We start from the raw sequence: 20,035 nt of genomic DNA on the forward strand, positions 1-20,035 counted from the left end.
TGCATGTACATTGTATAAAAAAACGCTATCAATTGTCCACACAAAGGCAGATATCTGTCGAAAAATTCACTGATTTAACTAATAAATTATTATGTAAACCAATTGAAAAAACATTTATCTATTTTGATGTAGCCTGCTTCTATTATGCATTATAATCCTTATCTGCTTTATAGATAAAAGCGAAAACCTCTGCTACGACGTGATACAATTCTTCTGGAATCTGTTCATTAATATTTAATTCTGATAGCAGTTCAACTAACGTTGAGTCTTCCTGAATGGGTACTTGATTGTCTTTCGCTTTCTCCATTATATTTTCTGCTACATAGCCTGCACCTTTGGCTACAACCTTTGGAGCCGCTTCGTTATCAAATTGATAACGGAGAGCGATCGCTTCTTTCCGCTTGTCTTTCATATTCGAAGATCAATTCCTTCCTTGTATTCGGGTAGAGAGTTGTCTTTACTGAACATGTGTGCTGCATTGTTCATTTCCTTAATATTGAGGGAAATCAATTCATACCCCATGTCCTCAAGACCACTTTTAAGGGTAGCTTTATGCGTTTCCATAGGTAGTTCTATTAATGTATCATTATTAAACACAGTTACTCCTACCCGTCTGGAAACTATATTTAAGTTAATTATTGTTTCTTTAAAATTATTTAAGTCTAAAAAGAACATAATGTGACAATAATCAGGATCAATGTTACCTTCCTTCGTTTTTCTACCTTCCATATCTAAATAAACATCGTTTTCTGAGCCGATTATGTTTCCTGGAAACTGTAGCGACATCTGCAAACTCTGGTTCGTTTCCTGTTGTGCCGTCAGTTGCATTCCATTTAACATCTGAATCATTTTTTTAGCTGTTTCCGGACGAATGGTGCTGCTTGCATCCTGAAGACTGGAGAGCAACAAGGTCTTCAGAGAACTTTCTTGAGTGGTTGCTTTTTCCTGGGCTGACGCAGGTTTTACATTAGATTCTTCTTGCAGGCCTGTGAGGTCAAGCATGGTTTTCATTTTTACAAAAATAGCTTCTTTCTCTGACACGGATAGTTCAGCAGCCGATCTTCCTATCCATTCAGTCAGGGTTTGACGAAGAATCGGAGGCAGCTGCGTGGATTGCCATTTCTTTAGAACAGACAAACCTTCCCTAATGACCTGCTTCTCCGATGATCCACCTTCCGTTAACAAGATGGGGGCCGCACGCAGGAAATCTTGTAAAAGTTTTTGATTTTTTTCATCGGTGTAAAGACTGCTTATTTTTGTTAAGACTTCGCGTTCTTTCAAAAATTGAAAATCTTCAGATACGGACTGGTTGGTCCCAAACGTATTATGCTTACTACGGAGAGAATCATTTCCGGATGGTATCTCCTTGGCTAAGACTTTTTCAACTTGATTCATAACACGATGCAAAGACTGTTGTTCAGGGGCTTTCAGCGGAAGCTGCTGATGAAAAAGCTGGTTCAGCCTGACAGCCATTTCTTCCATAGCCATCGGAAATGGAGGTGCTGACTTTTTAGATAGGCTAGCTAAATAAGTAGAAGAGGGATTTTCGTTACCTTTACTATGGGCTTCTGCCCATTCTGTCCAGGTATCTTGAAAAGAGGTGTAAGAGGCCTTGGAATCAAGAATCCCGGCTTTCTTAAATAATTGAAAAGAGTTCTGGCTGTTAATATTTACTTCTGTCATCAGTTTTACCACGGATGACTCCCTCAAGGACACAGAAGCTCCCTCTCCCTTTATAGATGCTAAAAGAGACATAACCGCCCTGTCCCCAGCTGTTTTACTTTTAGAAGCCTCTATATGCACTTGCTTCATGGTTTGAGTTACACTATCCATCCTTTTAGTATGTAAAGCATTATAAACGGAAGGTTTAATCGGAAGCTGTTTTTGAAGCATCTGTATTAAAATCTCACGGGCAGCTTTTTTATCCTCTGCCCGTTGATGTAAAGCAGCCGCCTGTTTAAGATCAGATCCTTGGAAAGGTACACTTTTCTTTATAAGCTGAGAAGTAAGCAGACGATTTTCTTTCGTAGGTTTAATTCCAAGCTCGTTCAACAGATGCTTTACCGTCGAATCCCCTTGGCTCTCACCTAACTGGGTAATTACTTTCAACTGAATTTTTTGATCTGTTGAGCCAACCTGAAATAAATAAGATTTTCCTTTTGATAGAGAAGCTTCCAATTGGGCTTTCACTTGTTGAGAGCCCAGTTGCACAACCGCACGATTCTGTGGAAGAAGTTCAAGAATATTTCCGTTTATAACCTGCCCTGTCTTAGGGAAAGCCCGCACCTCTTGTTGTTGAACTAATTTGCTCAGGCTTGAAATCAAATTCATTGCTAGTCTCCCTCCTTATATTCAGCTGTTCTCTTTGACAGGTGCGAAGCTTTTTCGATGCAGTGGAGACACTCCGTATGTTTTTAAAGCTTCTAAATGTTCTTTAGTGCCATACCCCTGATTGGACCGAAAATGGTACATAGGATAGTTGTCGTGCCACTCAGACATAATCCGGTCTCGCGTTACTTTTGCGATAATACTTGCTGCTGCAATCGATACACTACGCTGATCGCCTTTAACTAAATAAGTCTGTGGAACTTCTGATTCCTCTAAATACATCGCATCAATGAGGAGATGTTCAGGTACCTGAGTAAGATCCATAACCGCTCTTTTCATAGCCAATTTTGTTGCTTGATGGATATTATACTGATCAATTTCTTCGTTAGATACAATTCCGATACCACAATCTGCATGGGCTTTTAAACTCTGAAAAAACTCTTCACGTTTAGCAAGCGGAATTTTTTTGGAGTCATAAAGTCCCTCCAAATAATAATCCTCTGGCAGGATAACAGCAGCTGCAACTACAGGACCCGCCAGCGGCCCACGCCCAGCTTCATCAATTCCTGCTATTATATGGCTCCCTTTCTCTCTGCAGGAGTACTCAAAAGACTTCATCTGCTCAAATTGTTGCTTATATTCTCGTTTCTGATCCTGTCTCCTGTCATATTGTGCGAGTAGTTTTTGTACACCTTTGCGATTATCGCTACGCAGTAAATCCAGATCTTCTTCCTCTACACTTTCGTCTGCTAATTCTTTTTTGATTTGGGCAATCGTCCTGACTGTCATGGTATGTAAAACCTCCGCTATTTTCTTTATCGGACAAGTTCGTTCGCTTTGTAATGAAAAAAACGCAAAGTGAGTCTTCTCACGTTGCGTTTACGTTCCGTCTATTCTGGACGTTCAAAACTTATAAGACCAAGTTTGCCGTTTCGTAAATCCTGCAGAATCACATCTGAAACCTTATCGAAATTAATACGCCCTCCACTCTCAAGACAGCCTCTCTTTTTCCCGATCGTTTCAAATGCCGTCATGATATCATCGTAGCCTTCGAAGCCATAACGTTCTTCAAGCATTGATGGATAGTAAGCTTGTAAATAATCCAGAACATAGGCAGCCACATCTTCTGTAGGCAATATTTGATCCTTAATCGTTCCTATTGAAGCAAGGCGATATCCTACTTCTTCTTCTTCAAACTTGGGCCACAGAATACCAGGAGTGTCCAGAAGATCAAATTCATTTTTAACTTTAATCCATTGTTGTTTCTTAGTCACCCCAGGTTTATCCCCGGTTTTGGCAATGCTTTTGTTTGCCAGTCGATTAATCAAGGTAGATTTCCCTACGTTAGGTATGCCAAGGATCATAGCTCTGGAAGCCCGAGGTCGGACACCCTTTGCTTTTAATTTTTCGATTTTTTCATTGCCTATGCTTTTTCCAAGGTTGATAACGGCTTGTATATCCTGTTTATTGTTTGCTTCAATCGCAATGGAAGGAAAACCATTTTCTTTGAAATGCTCCAGCCATTCTTTTGTTACTTTCGGATCCGCCAAATCTTTCTTCATAAGGACCATCATCTTGGGCTTGTCTCCCAATATTCCTTGAAGCATGGGATTCTGCGAGGAAAGTGGAGCACGCGCGTCAACTAGTTCAATAACAAAATCCACTAATTTTAAATTTTCTGATGCTTCCCTCTTCGCTTTAGCCATGTGTCCCGGGTACCATTGTATTGTCACGCTATCACTCCTAATTCATGAATTTGATGCGATTCAAAGGCCAGTATAAAAAGACGGCTTCGCCTACTACCTGCTCTTTAGGAATCGTACCAAGCATTCGGCTGTCTGTTGAGTTGTTACGGTTATCACCCAATACTAACAGTTCACCCTCCGGAACTTCTTTATTATTGCCCGGCAATTGATCCATTGAAAAGTCCCTGGTCAATTCTTCCCCTTCTGGCAGTTCCTTTTTAAGCACCTCTAAATAAGGTTCTTCGAATGCTTCACCATTTATGTATAACTGGTCATTACTGTATCGGACCGTATCTCCCGGAAGACCAATGATTCTTTTAATGTAGTCTTTTCTTTCCGTAGCGTGAAAGACTACTATATCAAATCTCTCAGGGTTCCCAAGAGTATAATTAATCTTACTTACGATTAAATGGTCATCACTATGAAGAGTATTCAGCATGGAAGACCCTTCCACCACGACTGGAGCCAGTAGAAAAACACGCACAACAACTGCTAAAATAGCTGCTATGGCAAAAGCTTTAATCCACTCTAACCACTGCTTTTTCATCCATCCCCGCTCCCTTAGAAAGATTAGAAAAAAGGAGCTTGGCAAATGCAAGCTCCTTTCTACTAAAATTAGATAATTTCTTTAATACGCGCTGCTTTTCCGCGCAGGTTACGTAGATAGTAAAGACGTGCTTGACGTACTTTACCACGACGAGAACGCTCGATCTTAGCAACTCGTGGAGAATGTACTGGGAATGTACGCTCAACGCCTACGCCGTAAGTAATCTTACGAACGGTAAATGTTTCGCTGATCCCGCCATTCTGACGTTTAATTACAACACCTTCGAATACCTGGATACGCTCACGGCTTCCCTCTACTACCTTCACGTGCACTTTAACCGTGTCACCTGGACGGAAGTTTGGGTGATCCGTACGAAGCTGTTCTTTTGTAATGTCATGAATAAGTTGTTGCATCGTATTTCACTCCTTTTTAACTAATGCTCTTGCCCTCTAGGAGACAGCGGAACATCGTTTTCCACTTAAACCGAACGTTTAAGCACAACGTATAATATACCATACTAGCTGTTAAACTTCAACAATCATCAACAATTTTTCCATTCATTAATCCATTTTTGTTCTTTTTCGGATAGTTCTCTGTTGGTTAACAGATCAGGACGTCTTTCATACGTTCTTCTAAGCGATTGATAGTGACGCCATTCATCAATTTTAGCGTGATTTCCTGAAAGTAATACTTCTGGAACCTTTTCACCTCTAAAATCAGCCGGGCGTGTATAGTGAGGATGTTCGAGTAAACCGTTCGAAAAAGAATCCTCCGGAGCTGACTGTTCATTTCCGAGAACCCCTGGAAGCAAGCGGACTACGGAATCCATTACAACCATTGCTCCAAGTTCTCCCCCGGTCAATACGTAGTCCCCAATAGATATCTCATCCGTTACAAGCTCTTTTCGAATCCGCTCATCATACCCTTCATAATGACCACAAATGAATACCAAATGTTCTTCTTCTGATAATTCTTCAGCCTTTTCTTGCGAGAAAGGTTCACCCTGCGGGCACATTAGAATAACACGCGGTTTATTAGAGACATTGGCTTTAATATGGTTAACTGCATCGAATATTGGCTGGGGAGTCAAAACCAGACCCGCGCCGCCTCCATAAGGATAATCATCGACTTTATTATGCTTGTTAACTGTAAAATCACGAAAATTAACATATTGATAGGAAAAAGCTTCTCTATCCTGGGCCCGTTTCATAATCGACGTATTTAGTACACCTTCGAACATTTCAGGAAACAACGTTAGTATGTCAATATGCATTAGTCCAGCAGCCCCTCTATTGGATCAATGATGATTCTTTGTTGGGACGGATCTACTCGTTTGACGACGGGCTCAATATATGGAAGAAGTAGATCGGAATTGTTGGGCCTTTGAACCACCCATACATCATTAGCTCCGGGAGTAAGTATTTCTTTTACTCGTCCTATCTCTTCACCAGATTCGAGATAAACCATGCACCCGATTATTTCACGAAAATAGAACTCGTGCTCCTCAAGGTCTGCCTGCTCCTCTTCAGAGACCATCAACATACCATTCTTATAACCCTCTACATCATTGATGGATGGATGCTCTTCAAAAGCAATCAGATCATACCCCTTATGAATACGGTGGGAACGTACTACAAGGGAAACAGGTTCACTCGTATCATTTACCCAATACAAAAGCTGACCAGGCTGAAAACGTTCATCGAAATCTGTGATCCGATGGACTTTGACCTCACCTTTAATGCCATGTGTATTAATTATTTTCCCTACATTAAACATTTGATTTTCCATGAATTTAATTACCTCGCTCGTATAACTATTCCATCTTTAATGATGATCTGCTGCTCCGTCACGGCCGTTTTCCAGTCATCGCCTTCTTCTACTGTGAGTATAGCTTCCACTTCCTCTGTTTCCAATTCACTATGGTCTGGAAGAATGGAAAGCTGCGAAAGCTGGCCGGTAATCCACCGCATTTGCTCTTTCCTACGGCTAATCTCTTTAGAAAAGCGTTTTTCTACTTCTTGTTTTGACATTCCAGGCTTTCGTTCAAGCTTTTTTTGTTCAAAAGCTAACTGGCGGCATTCTTGATCCAATTGGCTGGATTGCTTTTCAAATCGCTTTATTAAGAGTTCACGGCTGGTTTCAGTTAAGACTTGCTTCACGGGAATTTTCCGGATGATCTGCATCCACGAACCGCCTTTCTCATTTTTTCTCTGAATGGTAAAAAAGGGAAAGGTTAGCCCTCTCCCTTTTAGATGAAAAGAAATATAAGTGTGGTGGACGAAGTCTGAATTCGGCACCATTACACTAGTTCATTCTTACATGATATCCAGATAGATTCTTTTTTCAGAATCGGAACCGGCCGCGTATACGACCGTACGAATCGCTTTTGCAATCCGCCCGTTTTTTCCAATCACTTTTCCAACGTCATCAGGGTGGACGGAAAGATGATAAACCATTTTATGTTCCTCTTCCTTCACATCCACTTTCACAGCGTCTGGCTGATCGACAAGCGGAGTAACAATCGTTTCGATCAAGGCTTGCATGATATCACCACTACTTTATTTTTGGTTTTTCTTTTCGTGGAACTGCTTCATGATGCCTTCTTTAGAGAATAAGTTACGTACCGTATCACTTGGCTGAGCACCATTAGACATCCAGTCCATTGCTTTATCAGCATCAAGTTTAACCTCGATCGGGTTAGCTACTGGGTTATATGTGCCGATTTGTTCAATGATACGGCCATCACGTGGAGCACGTGAATCTGCAACTACTACACGGTAAAATGGGTTACGTTTAGATCCCATACGTTTAAGGCGAATTTTTACTGCCATTTTTAACAACCTCCATATTTCTATAAATGTTTCACACAGATAAAGATTCTAGCAGATCTTCAATTGTGTGTAAAGGACTTTTCCATTACATAAAAGGAAAATTCATTCCTTTTCCTTTTTTGCCCTTAGTATTACTCATTTGTTTCATCATTTTCTTCATTTCTTCAAACTGTTTCAATAAGCGGTTAATTTCCGAAACCGAAGTACCCGATCCTTTGGCAATCCGTTTTTTCCGGCTCGCGTTCATAACCGATGGGTCCTGGCGTTCTTTTTTGGTCATAGACTGGATTATTGCTTCGACGTGAACGATTTGTTTATCATCAAACGAAGCATTCTTCAGCCCTTTCATTTTGTTAGCGCCTGGAATCATATTTATGATCTCATCAAGCGGCCCCATATTCTTAACCTGTTCCATTTGGTCCAGGAAGTCTTCGAACGTAAACGATGCGGTACGCATTTTCGATTCAAGTTCTTTCGCTTGTTTTTCATCTACTTGTGTCTGTGCTTTCTCAATCAGAGTAAGCATGTCACCCATACCAAGAATCCGTGAAGCCATTCTCTCAGGGTGGAATGGTTCGAGCTGATCCAGCTTTTCTCCCATACCTGCGTACTTAATCGGTTTACCTGTTACAGCTTTGATTGATAGTGCCGCACCACCGCGTGTATCGCCATCCAGTTTCGTCAGAAGAACTCCTGTAATATCAAGCTGATCATCAAAGCTTTGTGCTACATTGACAGCATCCTGACCAGTCATGGCATCAACCACGAGGAAAATCTCATCTGGGTTAACAGCTTCTTTTATCCGCTGAAGTTCCCCCATCAACTCTCCATCAACATGTAGGCGGCCGGCTGTATCCACGATTACGTAATCATGATTTTCTTCCTTCGCTTTTTCAATTGCATTCTTTGCAATGTCAACCGGGTCTGCCTCAGTGCCTTCGGAATGGACTGGCATTGTAAGCTGCTTCCCGATGGTTTCCAGTTGTTGGATAGCTGCTGGACGATAAACGTCGGCAGCTGCCAGTAACGGTTTTCGATTATGATTTTTTCGCAGTACGTTGGCAAGTTTACCGGTTGTGGTCGTTTTACCTGCACCCTGTAGTCCCACCATCATAATCACAGTTGGTGGGCGCTTTGCAACGGCGATCTTGCTCTCATCACCGCCCATTAGATCGGTCAATTCTTCCTTAACTACTTTAATAACCTGCTGACCTGGTGTCAGACTTTCCATGACCTCTTGCCCAACAGCACGTTCACGTACGCGCTTCACAAAGTCTTTAACTACTTTAAAGTTAACGTCGGCCTCGAGGAGGGCTAGACGAACTTCACGAGTCATCTCTTTTACGTCTTGCTCATCTACCTTCCCTTTGCCTTTGATTTTCTTAATCGTTTCCTGCAAACGGTCGGATAATCCTTCAAATGCCATCGAAGAGACCCCCCTATTCTAAATCTTGTAGTTGCGCCAGCCAATCCTGGAATCGGGGAGGAAGTTCGCTTTGGTTAACTTCAGCTTCCATTTCCTTAAGGACCTGCTGCCGCTTGCTGAATTTCTCGTATAATAGCAGCTTTTTTTCGTATTCTTCCAACATTGCTTCTGTTCGGCGAATATTATCGTAAACCGCTTGACGGGAAACGTCGAAGGTTTCTGATATTTCACCTAATGAGTAGTCTTCTAAAAAATATAATTCCATATAGTTTCTTTGTTTCGGAGTCAACAATGATTGATAAAAATCAAACAGATAGTTAACACGTGTCGTTTTTTCAAGCACCCTTGAAGCACTCCTTGTTAAGTGAAATACCTTTACATAAAAATACTAACGGAGGCACTCAGTACCTGTCAAGGTTTAAGCTTGATTTTCTCCTTCTTCCTCATCGAATTCTTCAACCATATCAGCGAATAATCCATAAACAAACGCATGAGCATCAAATGGTTCCAAATCTGTTACTTTTTCACCTAGTCCCACGAGTTTAACAGGGATTGAAAGTTCTTTTCGTATGGCTAAAACAATTCCACCTTTTGCTGTACCGTCCAATTTAGTAAGCACGATGCCTGAAACGTCTGTTGCTTCCGAAAACGTCTTCGCCTGGCTCATAGCATTCTGTCCTGTAGTAGCGTCAAGCACAAGAAGGACTTCATGGGGAGCATTTGGAATTTCACGTTCAATAACGCGTTTAACTTTTGATAGTTCGTTCATCAAGTTTACTTTATTTTGAAGGCGTCCAGCCGTATCACATATTAACACATCAGCATTTCGGGACTTAGCAGATTGGATCCCATCATAAATGACGGCAGCAGGATCACTGCCTGCACTGTGCTTAATTACATTGACTCCTGCCCGCTCTCCCCAGGCGTCCAATTGCTCAATAGCACCTGCCCTAAAGGTATCACCTGCCGCAAGGGTTACTTTCTTGCCTTCAGATTTCAGGCGGTGAGCGAGCTTACCGATGGTAGTCGTCTTGCCCACACCATTCACCCCGACAAACAAGTAAACAGTAGGGCCATCCGGATTTTCATGCAAACCTTCTACCTCTTCAGCCTCATCGTTTCCGTAATAGATTTCCACCAGTTTTTCAGAAATAACTTCTTTTACCTGGCTTGTATCTTTAATATTTCTTCGTTTGACTTCCATTTCCAGTTCATCAATCATTTCCATAACTGTGTTGACCCCAACATCGGCTGAGATCAGGATTTCTTCTAATTCCTCGAAGAAATCTTCATCTACGGTACGGTATTTTGCTACTAAATCATTAATCTTAGTAGAGAATGAGGTCCTGGTTTTCTCTAGTCCTTTTTTAAACTTGGAGGCTACAGAGGCGTCATCCGTAGGTTCTGCAGGTACGGAAAGTCGATCAAGTTTATCCTCGTAAGACTCTGTTTCTCCCTCCAGGGATTTCCCTTCAGACTCCAAGGCTTCCTTTCGCAGTCTTTCCTCCTCTTCTGCTTTCGAGTAAACTACTTCTCCGCCTTTATAGGCTTCTCCAGTGTAAGGGTTAAATGAATCAGCTTCTTCAAGTGATTCATTTTTGGGTTCGTTCTGGGAAGTACTTTCCTGCTGTTCTTCTTCCCCTTTTACAAATCGATCTTTCAATTTCTTAAAAAAACTCATCAACTCATCCTTTCTACGCTTCTAGTAATTCAGTTGTTTCTTCCAGACGGACAGATACCAGTTTTGAAACCCCTGATTCCTGCATCGTAACTCCGTATAAAACGTCTGATTCTTCCATAGTACCTTTGCGGTGTGTAATAACGATGAACTGTGTATCTGCGCTGAACTCTTTCAAGAAGCGAGCAAACCGATCTACGTTGGCTTCATCTAATGCCGCTTCTACTTCATCGAGTACACAGAATGGTACCGGACGTACACGCAAGATGGAAAATAAAAGAGCTATGGCAGTAAGGGCACGCTCTCCACCAGAAAGCAAACTTAAATTCTGAAGCTTTTTCCCAGGTGGCTGGGCAACGATATCCACACCCGTTTCGAGCATATTTTCAGGATCTGTTAATTTAAGATCCGCACGTCCCCCTCCAAACAATTCCCGGAAAACTTCTTCAAATTCTGCACGAATCTTTGTGAAAGTATCTTCAAAACGCCGCTGCATTTCTCCATCCATTTCACCGATAACACTATGAAGAGTCTGTTTAGCTTCCAGCAAGTCCTCCTGCTGTCCCTTTAGAAATTCATACCTTTCCAAAATACGATCATATTCTTCAATTGCTCCAAGATTGACGGTGCCAAGTTCTTCAATTGATCTTTTGATCAGTTTGACATCTGTGGATGCTTGCTCAACATCCTCTACAGGAGGGTAGTCATTCTTAGCTTTTTCGAATGTTATAACGTATTCCTCCTGAAGATAATTCAGCAGATTTTCTAGTTCTACATCCAGCCGGTTTGCTTTTACTTCTTTTTGCTGAATATCCTGGGTGAAGTTTTGCTGACGTCTTTTTTGTTCTTTCAACATTTGTTCAGCCCTCTGAATTTCCTGTCCATGCTGATTTCTCTCTTTTCTTCTATCCTGAATGAGTGAAGAAGTAGCTTCCTTTCTCTGTTTTGTTTCCTCAATGGAAGCCAGGACTTCTTCTTCCGTCTGGTTAGAATCAAAAACTTCCATTAGACGTTTATGTTCCTCTCGGTTTTCTTTCAGTTCGGCTTTAACGGAAGCTAGTTCCTGGTTATACCGGTCAGCTTTTTCCTGTTGATTCTGGACAGATGATTCCTGCTCAGCCAGTTGAATCTGGAGCTCTTGTCGTCGGCTCTGTAAATTAGCTTCGTCCACTTTTTGCCGGTCTTTTGCAGCTGTTAAATCGTCAATTTCTTTTTGAATATTCTCCAGCTTCTGCGTTAATGCTTTTAGATCTTTATCAAGCTCACTCATTTGATTATCAGCCTGATGCCTGTCTTGATCAAACTGAGCCTGATCCTGATCAAACAGCTGAAGCTGACTATTTAAATGATCCATTTTCACTTGCTGTTCACGCTTATCAGACTGTTTTTCATATTCTTTATTTTTAAGTTCTGCTACTTCCTGGCTGACTTGCTCTATTTCTTGCTGCTGGTTCGTGGTCTCATTCTTTAAATTTTTAACTTTTTGTTCCACTTGTTCAGTTTTGGATTGAAATTCGTGAATTTTATCTCTTAGCTCCAACAACTCTTTTTCCCGAGTAAAAAGTGACTGTCCCGACCTTTTCTGAGCTCCGCCTGACATCGAACCACCAGGGTTCACCACGTCTCCTTCAAGCGTCACGATTCGGTATTTGCGATTTAGGAATTGAGCAATCGCATTTGCGTGCTGCAAGTCTTCGGCGATAACAATATGTCCTAAAAGGTGTTGGATCGCTTTTTTAAAACGGCTGTCATACGTTACGAGATCAGCGGCGACTCCGACAAAGCCTTCCTGCTCTGGGAGTTTTGAAGCCGCTTGGTTGTGTACGGAACGCGGCTGTATGGAAGTTAAAGGTAAGAACGTAGCTCGGCCTTTATTATTGTTCTTCAGCCAGTGAATCGCCTTTCTGCCAGCTTGATCATCTTTAACAACAATATGCTGAGCCTGGGCTCCAAGAGCCGTCTCAATAGCTGTTAAATAATCCCCCGGGATGTCGATCAGTTCCAGCACAGCACCTTCAATATTCATAAGCTGCTGGTTTTGTCTTGCTTTTAATACTTCACGAACACCCTGATAATAGCCTGAGAAATCTTCCTTCATATCTTCCAGCATTTCTTTTTTCGATCGCAGCTTTTCTAAGTATTGGTAGCCTTTATATAATTTCTCCTGCCACTCCTGATAGGATTGTTGATTTTCTTCCAGTTCTTCTTGAAGGCCGGCTAGATGCTTTTCCTTCTTCTCGCGCAAATCGGATATATTCTTCAGATTTTCAGCAGCTTCAGCTAAGCTGGTTTCCAGGACCTCTCGTTCGTCCCTTAGATCACTGAAGCGTGTCTGTTGATGGCCTTTTTTATGATTGATCTGAGATACCTGCTTTTCCAGTGACTGCTTTTCATTTCTTTTGGCTGCCTGTTCATTCAGAAGATCAATATAATCACTTTTAAGGTCTTCGATCTGATCTTCAATAACTTCTATATCTTCACTAAGCGCCTGATTCGTCTGCTCAAGATCATCCTTGGTCTGCTTTCGTTGTCTCTTGAACGCATTTAATTGTTTTGTCTCGTTCTGAGCTGTTTTTTGAAGTTCTTCCAATTTACTGGAAAGCTCTTCATAATCCTGTTCGACTTTTGTTTTATTCTCTTCAAAGTGCTTATGACGCTCTTTCATAAGTTCTCGTCTGCCTTCGAAATTTTCCAGCTCTTTAGTTAGAACCAGCAGGGTTTCCTGTAGATCCTCAATCGATTCATCAAGAGCCTGCATTGTGTCCCGCTGCTTTACAACAGCAGTTTCTTTTTCTTCTATATGTGACCGCAGTTCTGATTCCTGTTCTTTAACCGCAGCCAATTCTTTAAGGAGTTCCTGCCACTCTCCATGAAGATTTTCTATTTGGGTGATTAATAAGGAAACCTCTATTTGTTTTAAGTCTTCTTTTTTCTCCAAATAGTCCTTAGCCACAGCAGCCTGTTCTTTTAGCGGTTCAAGCTGTCCATCTATTTCATGAATTATATCTTCAACCCGATTTAAGTTCTCCTGAGTTTCTGCGAGTTTATATTCCGCTTTCTTTTTTCTCTGCTTGTACTTCAAAACTCCAGCTGCTTCCTCGAAAATCGAGCGCCGCTCTTCCGCTTTCGAGCTTAAAATTTCTTCCACTTTCCCCTGACTAATAATCGAAAAAGCCTCACGTCCGAGACCTGAGTCCATAAATAAATCGACAATATCTTTTAATCTGCATGTTTGATTATTAATATAAAATTCACTTTCTCCGGAACGGAACACTCGTCTCATCACACTAACCTCCTGATAATCAAGAGGAAGGGTCTGATCAGAATTATCAAGCGTCAAAGTGACTTCAGCCATATTCTGCGCTTTTCGTGTGTCACTGCCTGCGAAAATGATATCTTCCATCTTCGATCCTCTGAGAGATCTGGCTGACTGCTCCCCCAGCACCCAGCGTATAGCATCCGTAATATTACTTTTGCCGCTTCCGTTCGGTCCGACAACTGAGGTGACGCCCGGTACGAAATCGACCGTTACTCTTTCAGCAAATGATTTAAACCCTATGGTATCTAACTGTTTGAGGAACATATTCATCCTCCTGTATATTCGCAATCTTTCACTCAACTAATATATTTTATCATAAACATTCGCCCTACGGTAGGAAGTGATGACGAGCGATAAGAACTTTAATTTTTCCTTACAGCCAAGGGTTTTAAAAAGCAGAAAAGTATTTTATTATATGTATTAGCCCATAATAGGAGCTTTGAAGGAGGATTTGTCTTGAGTTTAGAAGAACCTACGCGCGAGAATCTTGAATTCATTATTAATGATATGGCGGACCGTTTACAAGTTGTGAACCGCACCATCATGGACCCGGATGATTACGATTTAGAGAAGTATGACGAGATTAAGGAATTACACGATATTGTTCAAATGAAAGGACAGTTAAGTGTGTCCGAGATCCAGACATTTGTTCAAGAATTGGGAAGATTTCGGAAACCTCAATAAAAAGGTTCAATAATAAAAAGGACAGGCCAGAACTTCATCCGAGTTCTAGCCTGTCCTTTTTTTAGGAAAGGGCTCCGTGATTTTCTAATGCTTTTTGGGCAGCCCGCTGCTCTGCCTCTTTCTTTGTTCTGCCGACCCCGATTCCACCAACTTCTCCCTGGATCCGAACATGAGCAATAAATTCTCTGCTGTGTGCAGGTCCTCTTTCTTCTACAATTTCATATTCAATCTTACTGTTTTTATCCCGCTGAATAAATTCCTGTAGCTGACTTTTAAAATCCATCGCATGAGAAAAAGCACCTTTTTTAACCTTAGGGTAAACATACTTTTCTAAGAATGTTACTACCTCTTCAAAGCCTTGATCCAAATACAAAGCACCAATGAAGGCTTCAAATACATCAGCGAGCAAGGCAGGCCGGTTGCGTCCACCTGTTAATTCCTCTCCTTTGCCCAACAAAATAAGCTCATGAAAGTTAAGGTCTTTAGCGAAATCTACAAGAGATGCTTCGCAGACTATAGAAGCGCGGAACTTGGTAAGCTCTCCTTCTGCCATATCAGGAAACTCCCGATACAAGTATTGTGAGACACCTAATTCCAAAACAGCATCACCTAAAAATTCCAGACGCTCATTATCCTTGCGCTCCGTTTTACGATGCTCATTCACATAAGATGAATGTGTGAAAGCTTGTTCCAGTAACGAGATATCCTGGAAGTAGATATTGACTCTCTTCTGGAAACTGGGAAAATCATCCATAAATCACCTTGTCCTTTGCTATAAATTTCTCATCAATAGGAAAGGCTGCCTGCTTTTACACAGACAGCATGTTTGAAGGGTTATAGTACACTGTTTATGTAATTCACAGCGTCCCCAACTGTATTGATTTTTTCAGCTTCTTCGTCTGAGATTTCCATATCAAACTCATCTTCAAGCTCCATTACAAGCTCTACTACGTCTAAAGAGTCTGCTTCTAAATCTTCTTTGAAGGAAGCCTCCATTGTTACTTTAGATTCCTCAACGTCTAAACGATCAACGATGATTTGTTTTACTCGATCAAATGTATCTGCCATTGGACTTCACCTCCCTTCAGTCATTATAGTAAATTTTCAAGCGAAAAACCATATCATTTTTACATGACCATTCCGCCATCAACATGCAAGGTCTGACCCGTCATATAAGCAGCGTCTTCTGAAGCTAGAAAACGGACAACACGAGCAACGTCTGCCGCTTCACCAAGACGGTTCAGAGGGATTAAGGATAACATCTGTTCTCTTTGTTCGAAAGTAAGTGCCTCTGTCATATCTGTAGTAATATAACCCGGAGCAACGGCATTAACCTGAATATTCCTTGAAGCAAGTTCTTTGGCATTTGATTTCGTCATGCCGATCACCCCTGCTTTTGCAGCTACATAATTAGCCTGCCCAGCATTTCCTGAAACCCCTACGATAGAAGCCACATTGATGATCCGGCCGTACTTTTGTTTCATCATCTGACGCGTTACGCCTTTGGTACAAAGAAACACGCCTTTAAGATTCGTGTCAATAACGGAGTCGAATTCTTCTTCTTTCATCCTCATAAGTAAGTTGTCTTTCGTAATGCCCGCATTATTAACAAGAATATCAAGGCGGCCGAATTCATCTACGACTGTTTTAATCATGCGTTTAACGTCGTCCTCACTCGTTACATCAGCCTGTATTTTGATAGCTTCTCCACCCTGATCTATAATTTCCTGCACAACTGCTTCTGCTTTATCTTCGCTGCCAGCATAGTTAACGGCGACTTTAGCCCCTTTAGAGGCGAGTTCCATAGCAATGGCTCGTCCAATTCCACGGGAAGCCCCGGTAACGAGAGCTGCTTGTTCTTGTAACATTAAGAGTCCTCCTTATACCATTGGATAAATTGGTCTACTGTTTCAGGATCCTGCACATTAAATGTTTTCATTCTTCGCTTAATCTTTCGTACAAGTCCGCTCAAGACTTTTCCGTTACCGATTTCTACGATGGCATCCACGTCCTCTTCAACAAATGCTTCAAGTATTTGCTGAAAACGGACCGGGGAATATAACTGCTTAACAAGCAGCTTCTCAATTTCATCTGCTTCTGTAACAGGACTTGCTGTAACATTCGCATATACAGGTACAGACGCTTTCGAAATCGAATTATTCGACAAATGGTCGGCAAAGTCACCGCTTGCGGGTTTCATGAGACGAGAGTGAAAAGGTCCGCTCACATTCAAAGGTAGTACACGCTTAGCTCCAGCTTCGGTCAGCTGTTCTGATGCCTGAGATACTCCCTCTTTTGTTCCAGAAATTACAATTTGCCCCGGGCAATTAATATTCGCCAGGTCAACAGGCTCATCGTCATTGAACCCTTCCAGGACTTTCTCTATTTCTTCCTGAGACATCCCCAATACAGCCGCCATTGAACCTTTTCCGGTTGGATAAGCTTCTTCCATCAATTTTCCACGCGTATGCACCAGCTGCACAGCCTCCATGGGGTCAAGGGAACCGGAAGCTACAAGAGCACTATATTCGCCCAGACTATGTCCCGCTGTCATAGAAGGTTTGATACCTTCTTCTTTTAAGACGTGGTTAATAGCTACACTATTCAGCAATAAAGCTGGCTGAGCGTTCTCCGTTTTAGTTAGTTCTTCCTGGGGCCCTTCGAACATAAGTGTAGTCAATGAATAACCGAGTACATCATCGGCATCATCAAACATTTTTTTCACAGAAGGATAGAAGTCATACATTGCTTTACCCATCCCTACTTCTTGCGATCCCTGTCCTGGAAAAATAAAAGCTGTTTTTTTCACTTTTCTTCCTCCTCTGATTGAATGGTCTTTAGTGTATTCGAGATGGTTTGTGTGACATCAAGTTCGATCATTTCACAAGCCTGGCGGATAGCGTTATAAGCGGCTCGTTCGTTAGAGGAGCCATGCGCTTTAATCACAGGCGCTGCCAGGCCGAACAGCCCTGCCCCTCCATACTCTGAATAATCCAGCTGACCTTTAAGTTTTCTCAGGTCATTTTTGGCTAATCCTGCAGCAATTTTTGTCTTAAGATTGCTCATAAACGTTTTCTTCATCATAGAAAACATGGTCATTGCCGTTCCTTCTATGGTCTTAAGTGCTATATTCCCGGTAAATCCATCCGTTACGACGACATCCGCCGCACCATCCAGAAGGTCACGAGCTTCTACATTTCCAATGAAATTAATTGGGGCCTCTTTCAAAAGCTGGAACGTTTTTTTAGTAAGGTCTGTCCCTTTTCCATCTTCAGTCCCTACATTGAGCAATCCTACACGCGGCTTGGAAATTTTTCGTACGTTTTCTGCATAAATGGAACCAATAACCGCGTATTGCAGCAGGTGCTCAGGCTTTGCATCTACATTGGCACCCACATCAAGCATTAAGAATCCCTGACCGTCCTGGGTAGGTAATGTTGGGCTTAGAGCTGGGCGCTCTACTCCTTCCATTCGTCCCACTACAAAAAGACCGGCGCTCATTAATGCTCCCGTGTTACCTGCAGACACACAACCATCTGCCCTTCCTTCTTTCACTTCCTTAGCCATTAAAACCATGGAAGCATTTTTTTTCCTTCGGACAGCCCTGACAGGCTCATCTTCCGAAGTAATCACTTCTGTTGTATGTATCACTTTAATATTAGACTGTCCTTTTAGAAAAGGGGTAATCTGTTCTTGATCTCCGACTAAAGTGATTTCGACACCTTCAATCGTTTCAGCCGCATGAACAGCCCCTTTCACGATGGCTTCTGGTGCGTGATCCCCGCCCATAGCATCAATAGCTAGTTTCATAAATTGATCCTCCTTCTATTGATTCGAACGGAACATCTCAAATGTGCCCGCAAACACTTCTTCACTTCCAACGTAACTCTGAACGTTCACAATGGTGTGACCCCTGGTATCTTTCCCTTCTACATTGGCCTTTGAAACGACACGCTCACCAAGTTTCACTTGTCTACGAAAATGAATATCTGAGCGAGCGGTTAAAGCAAGTTCATCATTGATTACGGCCACTGCCAATGAATTTGCCTGAGCAAAGAGGTGATGACCTCTTGCTATATTATTTCTGGAAAACACGTGCTCTGGTCTAATATCTAAAATAGAAATGGCTCGTTTATCCAACTCCAAGTCAACAACTTCACCAATGACTTCTTCAATCGGCAGGGCTTTTACAGTCTCATTCCATTCCTGGGTAGCTACTGATTTAATTCTTTCTCTCAATTCTGGAATGGACATTTCCATGCGGTCCAATCGAATGGTTTGGATGCTGACTCCAAAGCGTCGAGCGAGTTCCTCGTCCGTGGTAAATGGCGAAACCTCAAGCGTCTCCTTCAACTCTTTTTGCCTCATCTTTTTAGACTTCTTCATCGTAATTCCACCGTCCAATTAATCAAAAGCCGTCGCTTTATGACTAGGTACTAATAGTAATATATAATACCAAAATCAATTTCGCAAGGATCATGTATCGACCAATGGCTCCTCAGTTTACCCCTGCTTCAACTTGCAACAATAGAGCAGTCGTATCTAAGTGCACTCTTGTTCCTAAAGGAATACCATAATTGGGTGTACAATGTCCGGAAGGGAATCCTTGAAGGACTGGAAATTTGTAAGGCATGAAGAACTGTCGCAGTACCTTTTGAGTCTCAACGAGCTCAGAAACCTTGAGGTTGAAATCACCAAGAATGACCCCTTTAACATGAGCGAACTTTCCTGCGAGCTGCAGTTGCAGAAGCATAGCATCAATTCTGTAGGCCGGCTCATTAATTTCTTCAATAAGTAGAATTCTGTCATCTGTATTCAGTTCAAACTCGGTGCCCATTGAATCAGCAAGTACAGTCAGATTTCCTCCGACAAGTATCCCATCTGCTTTACCGTTCTGAATTGAATTAAAAGGAAATTCAGGATAACGGAAAGTTATATTTTTCGGCATAAAAAGTTGACCCAAGGAGAGAATAGTTTCTTTATTAAGAGGAGTTCGTCCTAGATCAGAAGCTACCATAGGTCCATGGAAAGTAACTAAATTACTGTATTTATAGATGGCGGTGTGTAGATAGGTAATATCACTGTACCCCCAAAACACCTTAGGGTTGCAACTGATCATTGAATAATCAAGATAAGGAGCAAGCCGTGCCGTACCATATCCCCCGCGCGCGCAAAACACAGCCTTTATGCAAGGGTCCAGAAACATGCGATGCAAATCCTCTAACCTTTCTTCATCACGAGCAGCTAAATATGAAAAAGTATGGTTCTGATTAAGCACATGGGCGCCTAGCACAGGATCGAGTCCTAAAGAACGCAAAACGTCCAAACCTCTTTTCAGATCCTCTTCTATTGGAGGCCCAGCGGGGGCTATGACTCCTACTCGGTCCCCGTAGTTAAGTCGTTGCGGTTTCACCATTCTACCACCAGCTTTCATCAAGACTTCGAAGCATCTATGATGTTTCATATGATGAGCGGAA

General features: G+C 42.0%; 23 protein-coding genes. 1 reads left to right on the plus strand and 22 read right to left on the minus strand.

From position 1 onward, the window contains the following. Positions 1-142 precede the first annotated feature (142 nt). From ACTWP7_RS05530 to smc, 15 genes are all read right to left on the minus strand, one after another. A complete protein-coding gene (locus ACTWP7_RS05530) occupies positions 143-412 on the minus strand; it encodes an EscU/YscU/HrcU family type III secretion system export apparatus switch protein (RefSeq protein ID WP_443122334.1) in 270 nt (89 codons plus the stop codon). Beyond that, entirely contained in the window at positions 409-2,331 is a 1,923-nt protein-coding gene (locus ACTWP7_RS05535; RefSeq protein ID WP_443122335.1) for a hypothetical protein, read from the minus strand. Before ACTWP7_RS05535 ends, ACTWP7_RS05530 begins: the two co-directional genes overlap by 4 nt. A 21-nt stretch (positions 2,332-2,352) precedes the next feature. Then, on the minus strand, positions 2,353-3,117 hold the full coding sequence (locus ACTWP7_RS05540; RefSeq protein ID WP_443122336.1) for a ribonuclease HII: 765 nt from the start codon (positions 3,115-3,117) through the stop codon (positions 2,353-2,355). A 101-nt stretch (positions 3,118-3,218) separates the two neighbouring features. Continuing rightward, positions 3,219-4,061 carry a ribosome biogenesis GTPase YlqF gene (gene ylqF / locus ACTWP7_RS05545; RefSeq protein ID WP_443122337.1) on the minus strand — a complete coding sequence of 281 codons (843 nt, stop codon included), beginning with the start codon at positions 4,059-4,061 and terminating at the stop codon, positions 3,219-3,221. A gap of 10 nt (positions 4,062-4,071) precedes the next feature. Beyond that, positions 4,072-4,620, minus strand: coding sequence for a signal peptidase I (gene lepB / locus ACTWP7_RS05550; protein WP_443122338.1), 549 nt, complete (start codon positions 4,618-4,620; stop codon positions 4,072-4,074). A 68-nt stretch (positions 4,621-4,688) separates the two neighbouring features. Then, entirely contained in the window at positions 4,689-5,033 is a 345-nt protein-coding gene (gene rplS / locus ACTWP7_RS05555) for a 50S ribosomal protein L19 (RefSeq protein ID WP_014643254.1), read from the minus strand. 128 nt (positions 5,034-5,161) lie between these two features. Next, a complete protein-coding gene (gene trmD, locus ACTWP7_RS05560; protein WP_443122339.1) occupies positions 5,162-5,893 on the minus strand; it encodes a tRNA (guanosine(37)-N1)-methyltransferase TrmD in 732 nt (243 codons plus the stop codon). Beyond that, entirely contained in the window at positions 5,893-6,408 is a 516-nt protein-coding gene (gene rimM / locus ACTWP7_RS05565) for a ribosome maturation factor RimM (RefSeq protein WP_443122340.1), read from the minus strand. Before rimM ends, trmD begins: the two co-directional genes overlap by 1 nt. An 8-nt stretch (positions 6,409-6,416) precedes the next feature. After that, complete coding sequence (locus ACTWP7_RS05570) at positions 6,417-6,803, minus strand: YlqD family protein (RefSeq protein ID WP_443122341.1); 387 nt, start codon at positions 6,801-6,803, stop codon at positions 6,417-6,419. A gap of 132 nt (positions 6,804-6,935) precedes the next feature. Further along, entirely contained in the window at positions 6,936-7,163 is a 228-nt protein-coding gene (locus ACTWP7_RS05575) for a KH domain-containing protein (RefSeq protein ID WP_443122342.1), read from the minus strand. Positions 7,164-7,178: 15 nt separating this feature from the next. Beyond that, on the minus strand, positions 7,179-7,451 hold the full coding sequence (gene rpsP / locus ACTWP7_RS05580; RefSeq protein WP_014643249.1) for a 30S ribosomal protein S16: 273 nt from the start codon (positions 7,449-7,451) through the stop codon (positions 7,179-7,181). Between the two features lie 85 nt (positions 7,452-7,536). Further along, a complete protein-coding gene (ffh, locus tag ACTWP7_RS05585; RefSeq protein WP_422164509.1) occupies positions 7,537-8,877 on the minus strand; it encodes a signal recognition particle protein in 1,341 nt (446 codons plus the stop codon). A 13-nt stretch (positions 8,878-8,890) separates the two neighbouring features. Next, a complete protein-coding gene (locus ACTWP7_RS05590; protein WP_443122343.1) occupies positions 8,891-9,220 on the minus strand; it encodes a putative DNA-binding protein in 330 nt (109 codons plus the stop codon). Positions 9,221-9,295: 75 nt separating this feature from the next. Next, a complete protein-coding gene (ftsY, locus tag ACTWP7_RS05595) occupies positions 9,296-10,558 on the minus strand; it encodes a signal recognition particle-docking protein FtsY (RefSeq protein WP_443122344.1) in 1,263 nt (420 codons plus the stop codon). 13 nt (positions 10,559-10,571) lie between these two features. After that, entirely contained in the window at positions 10,572-14,138 is a 3,567-nt protein-coding gene (smc, locus tag ACTWP7_RS05600) for a chromosome segregation protein SMC (protein ID WP_443122345.1), read from the minus strand. Between the two features lie 192 nt (positions 14,139-14,330). On the opposite strand from smc, the gene ACTWP7_RS05605 reads away from it, so the two are divergent. Continuing rightward, entirely contained in the window at positions 14,331-14,558 is a 228-nt protein-coding gene (locus ACTWP7_RS05605) for a DUF1128 domain-containing protein (RefSeq protein WP_014643244.1), read from the plus strand. 61 nt (positions 14,559-14,619) lie between these two features. Here ACTWP7_RS05605 and rnc read toward each other — a convergent pair whose 3' ends face one another. The 7 genes from rnc to ACTWP7_RS05640 form a co-directional block, all read right to left on the minus strand. After that, positions 14,620-15,312 (minus strand): ribonuclease III, encoded by a 693-nt coding sequence (gene rnc / locus ACTWP7_RS05610; protein ID WP_443122346.1) that lies wholly within the window; start codon positions 15,310-15,312, stop codon positions 14,620-14,622. An 80-nt stretch (positions 15,313-15,392) separates the two neighbouring features. Continuing rightward, positions 15,393-15,626, minus strand: coding sequence for an acyl carrier protein (acpP, locus tag ACTWP7_RS05615; protein WP_089750844.1), 234 nt, complete (start codon positions 15,624-15,626; stop codon positions 15,393-15,395). Between the two features lie 59 nt (positions 15,627-15,685). Further along, positions 15,686-16,426 (minus strand): 3-oxoacyl-[acyl-carrier-protein] reductase, encoded by a 741-nt coding sequence (gene fabG / locus ACTWP7_RS05620; RefSeq protein ID WP_014643241.1) that lies wholly within the window; start codon positions 16,424-16,426, stop codon positions 15,686-15,688. Next, positions 16,426-17,367: an ACP S-malonyltransferase gene (gene fabD, locus ACTWP7_RS05625; protein ID WP_443122347.1), complete on the minus strand. Its 942-nt coding sequence runs from the start codon at positions 17,365-17,367 to the stop codon at positions 16,426-16,428. Before fabD ends, fabG begins: the two co-directional genes overlap by 1 nt. After that, positions 17,364-18,368: a phosphate acyltransferase PlsX gene (gene plsX / locus ACTWP7_RS05630; protein WP_443122348.1), complete on the minus strand. Its 1,005-nt coding sequence runs from the start codon at positions 18,366-18,368 to the stop codon at positions 17,364-17,366. Before plsX ends, fabD begins: the two co-directional genes overlap by 4 nt. Before the next feature lie 15 nt (positions 18,369-18,383). After that, a complete protein-coding gene (gene fapR, locus ACTWP7_RS05635; protein ID WP_443122349.1) occupies positions 18,384-18,944 on the minus strand; it encodes a transcription factor FapR in 561 nt (186 codons plus the stop codon). A 112-nt stretch (positions 18,945-19,056) separates the two neighbouring features. Then, a complete protein-coding gene (locus ACTWP7_RS05640; RefSeq protein ID WP_443122350.1) occupies positions 19,057-19,971 on the minus strand; it encodes a S66 peptidase family protein in 915 nt (304 codons plus the stop codon). Positions 19,972-20,035 lie beyond the last annotated feature (64 nt).

Source organism: Halobacillus sp. B29, assembly GCF_052246755.1.
In the GTDB taxonomy this organism is placed as follows: Bacteria; Bacillota; Bacilli; order Bacillales; family Halobacillaceae; genus Halobacillus; species Halobacillus halophilus.

Bases quoted from the DNA above. Each gene is read 5' to 3' on its own strand.
- ACTWP7_RS05530 (WP_443122334.1), bottom strand. From the start codon at position 412: ATGAAAGACAAGCGGAAAGAAGCGATCGCTCTCCGTTATCAATTTGAT.
- ACTWP7_RS05535 (WP_443122335.1), bottom strand. From the start codon at position 2,331: ATGAATTTGATTTCAAGCCTGAGCAAATTAGTTCAACAACAAGAGGTG.
- ACTWP7_RS05540 (WP_443122336.1), bottom strand. From the start codon at position 3,117: ATGACAGTCAGGACGATTGCCCAAATCAAAAAAGAATTAGCAGACGAA.
- lepB (WP_443122338.1), bottom strand. From the start codon at position 4,620: ATGAAAAAGCAGTGGTTAGAGTGGATTAAAGCTTTTGCCATAGCAGCT.
- rplS (WP_014643254.1), bottom strand. From the start codon at position 5,033: ATGCAACAACTTATTCATGACATTACAAAAGAACAGCTTCGTACGGAT.
- trmD (WP_443122339.1), bottom strand. From the start codon at position 5,893: ATGCATATTGACATACTAACGTTGTTTCCTGAAATGTTCGAAGGTGTA.
- rimM (WP_443122340.1), bottom strand. From the start codon at position 6,408: ATGGAAAATCAAATGTTTAATGTAGGGAAAATAATTAATACACATGGC.
- ACTWP7_RS05570 (WP_443122341.1), bottom strand. From the start codon at position 6,803: ATGCAGATCATCCGGAAAATTCCCGTGAAGCAAGTCTTAACTGAAACC.
- ACTWP7_RS05575 (WP_443122342.1), bottom strand. From the start codon at position 7,163: ATGCAAGCCTTGATCGAAACGATTGTTACTCCGCTTGTCGATCAGCCA.
- rpsP (WP_014643249.1), bottom strand. From the start codon at position 7,451: ATGGCAGTAAAAATTCGCCTTAAACGTATGGGATCTAAACGTAACCCA.
- ffh (WP_422164509.1), bottom strand. From the start codon at position 8,877: ATGGCATTTGAAGGATTATCCGACCGTTTGCAGGAAACGATTAAGAAA.
- ftsY (WP_443122344.1), bottom strand. From the start codon at position 10,558: ATGAGTTTTTTTAAGAAATTGAAAGATCGATTTGTAAAAGGGGAAGAA.
- smc (WP_443122345.1), bottom strand. From the start codon at position 14,138: ATGTTCCTCAAACAGTTAGATACCATAGGGTTTAAATCATTTGCTGAA.
- rnc (WP_443122346.1), bottom strand. From the start codon at position 15,312: ATGGATGATTTTCCCAGTTTCCAGAAGAGAGTCAATATCTACTTCCAG.
- acpP (WP_089750844.1), bottom strand. From the start codon at position 15,626: ATGGCAGATACATTTGATCGAGTAAAACAAATCATCGTTGATCGTTTA.
- fabG (WP_014643241.1), bottom strand. From the start codon at position 16,426: ATGTTACAAGAACAAGCAGCTCTCGTTACCGGGGCTTCCCGTGGAATT.
- plsX (WP_443122348.1), bottom strand. From the start codon at position 18,368: ATGAAACTAGCTATTGATGCTATGGGCGGGGATCACGCACCAGAAGCC.
- fapR (WP_443122349.1), bottom strand. From the start codon at position 18,944: ATGAAGAAGTCTAAAAAGATGAGGCAAAAAGAGTTGAAGGAGACGCTT.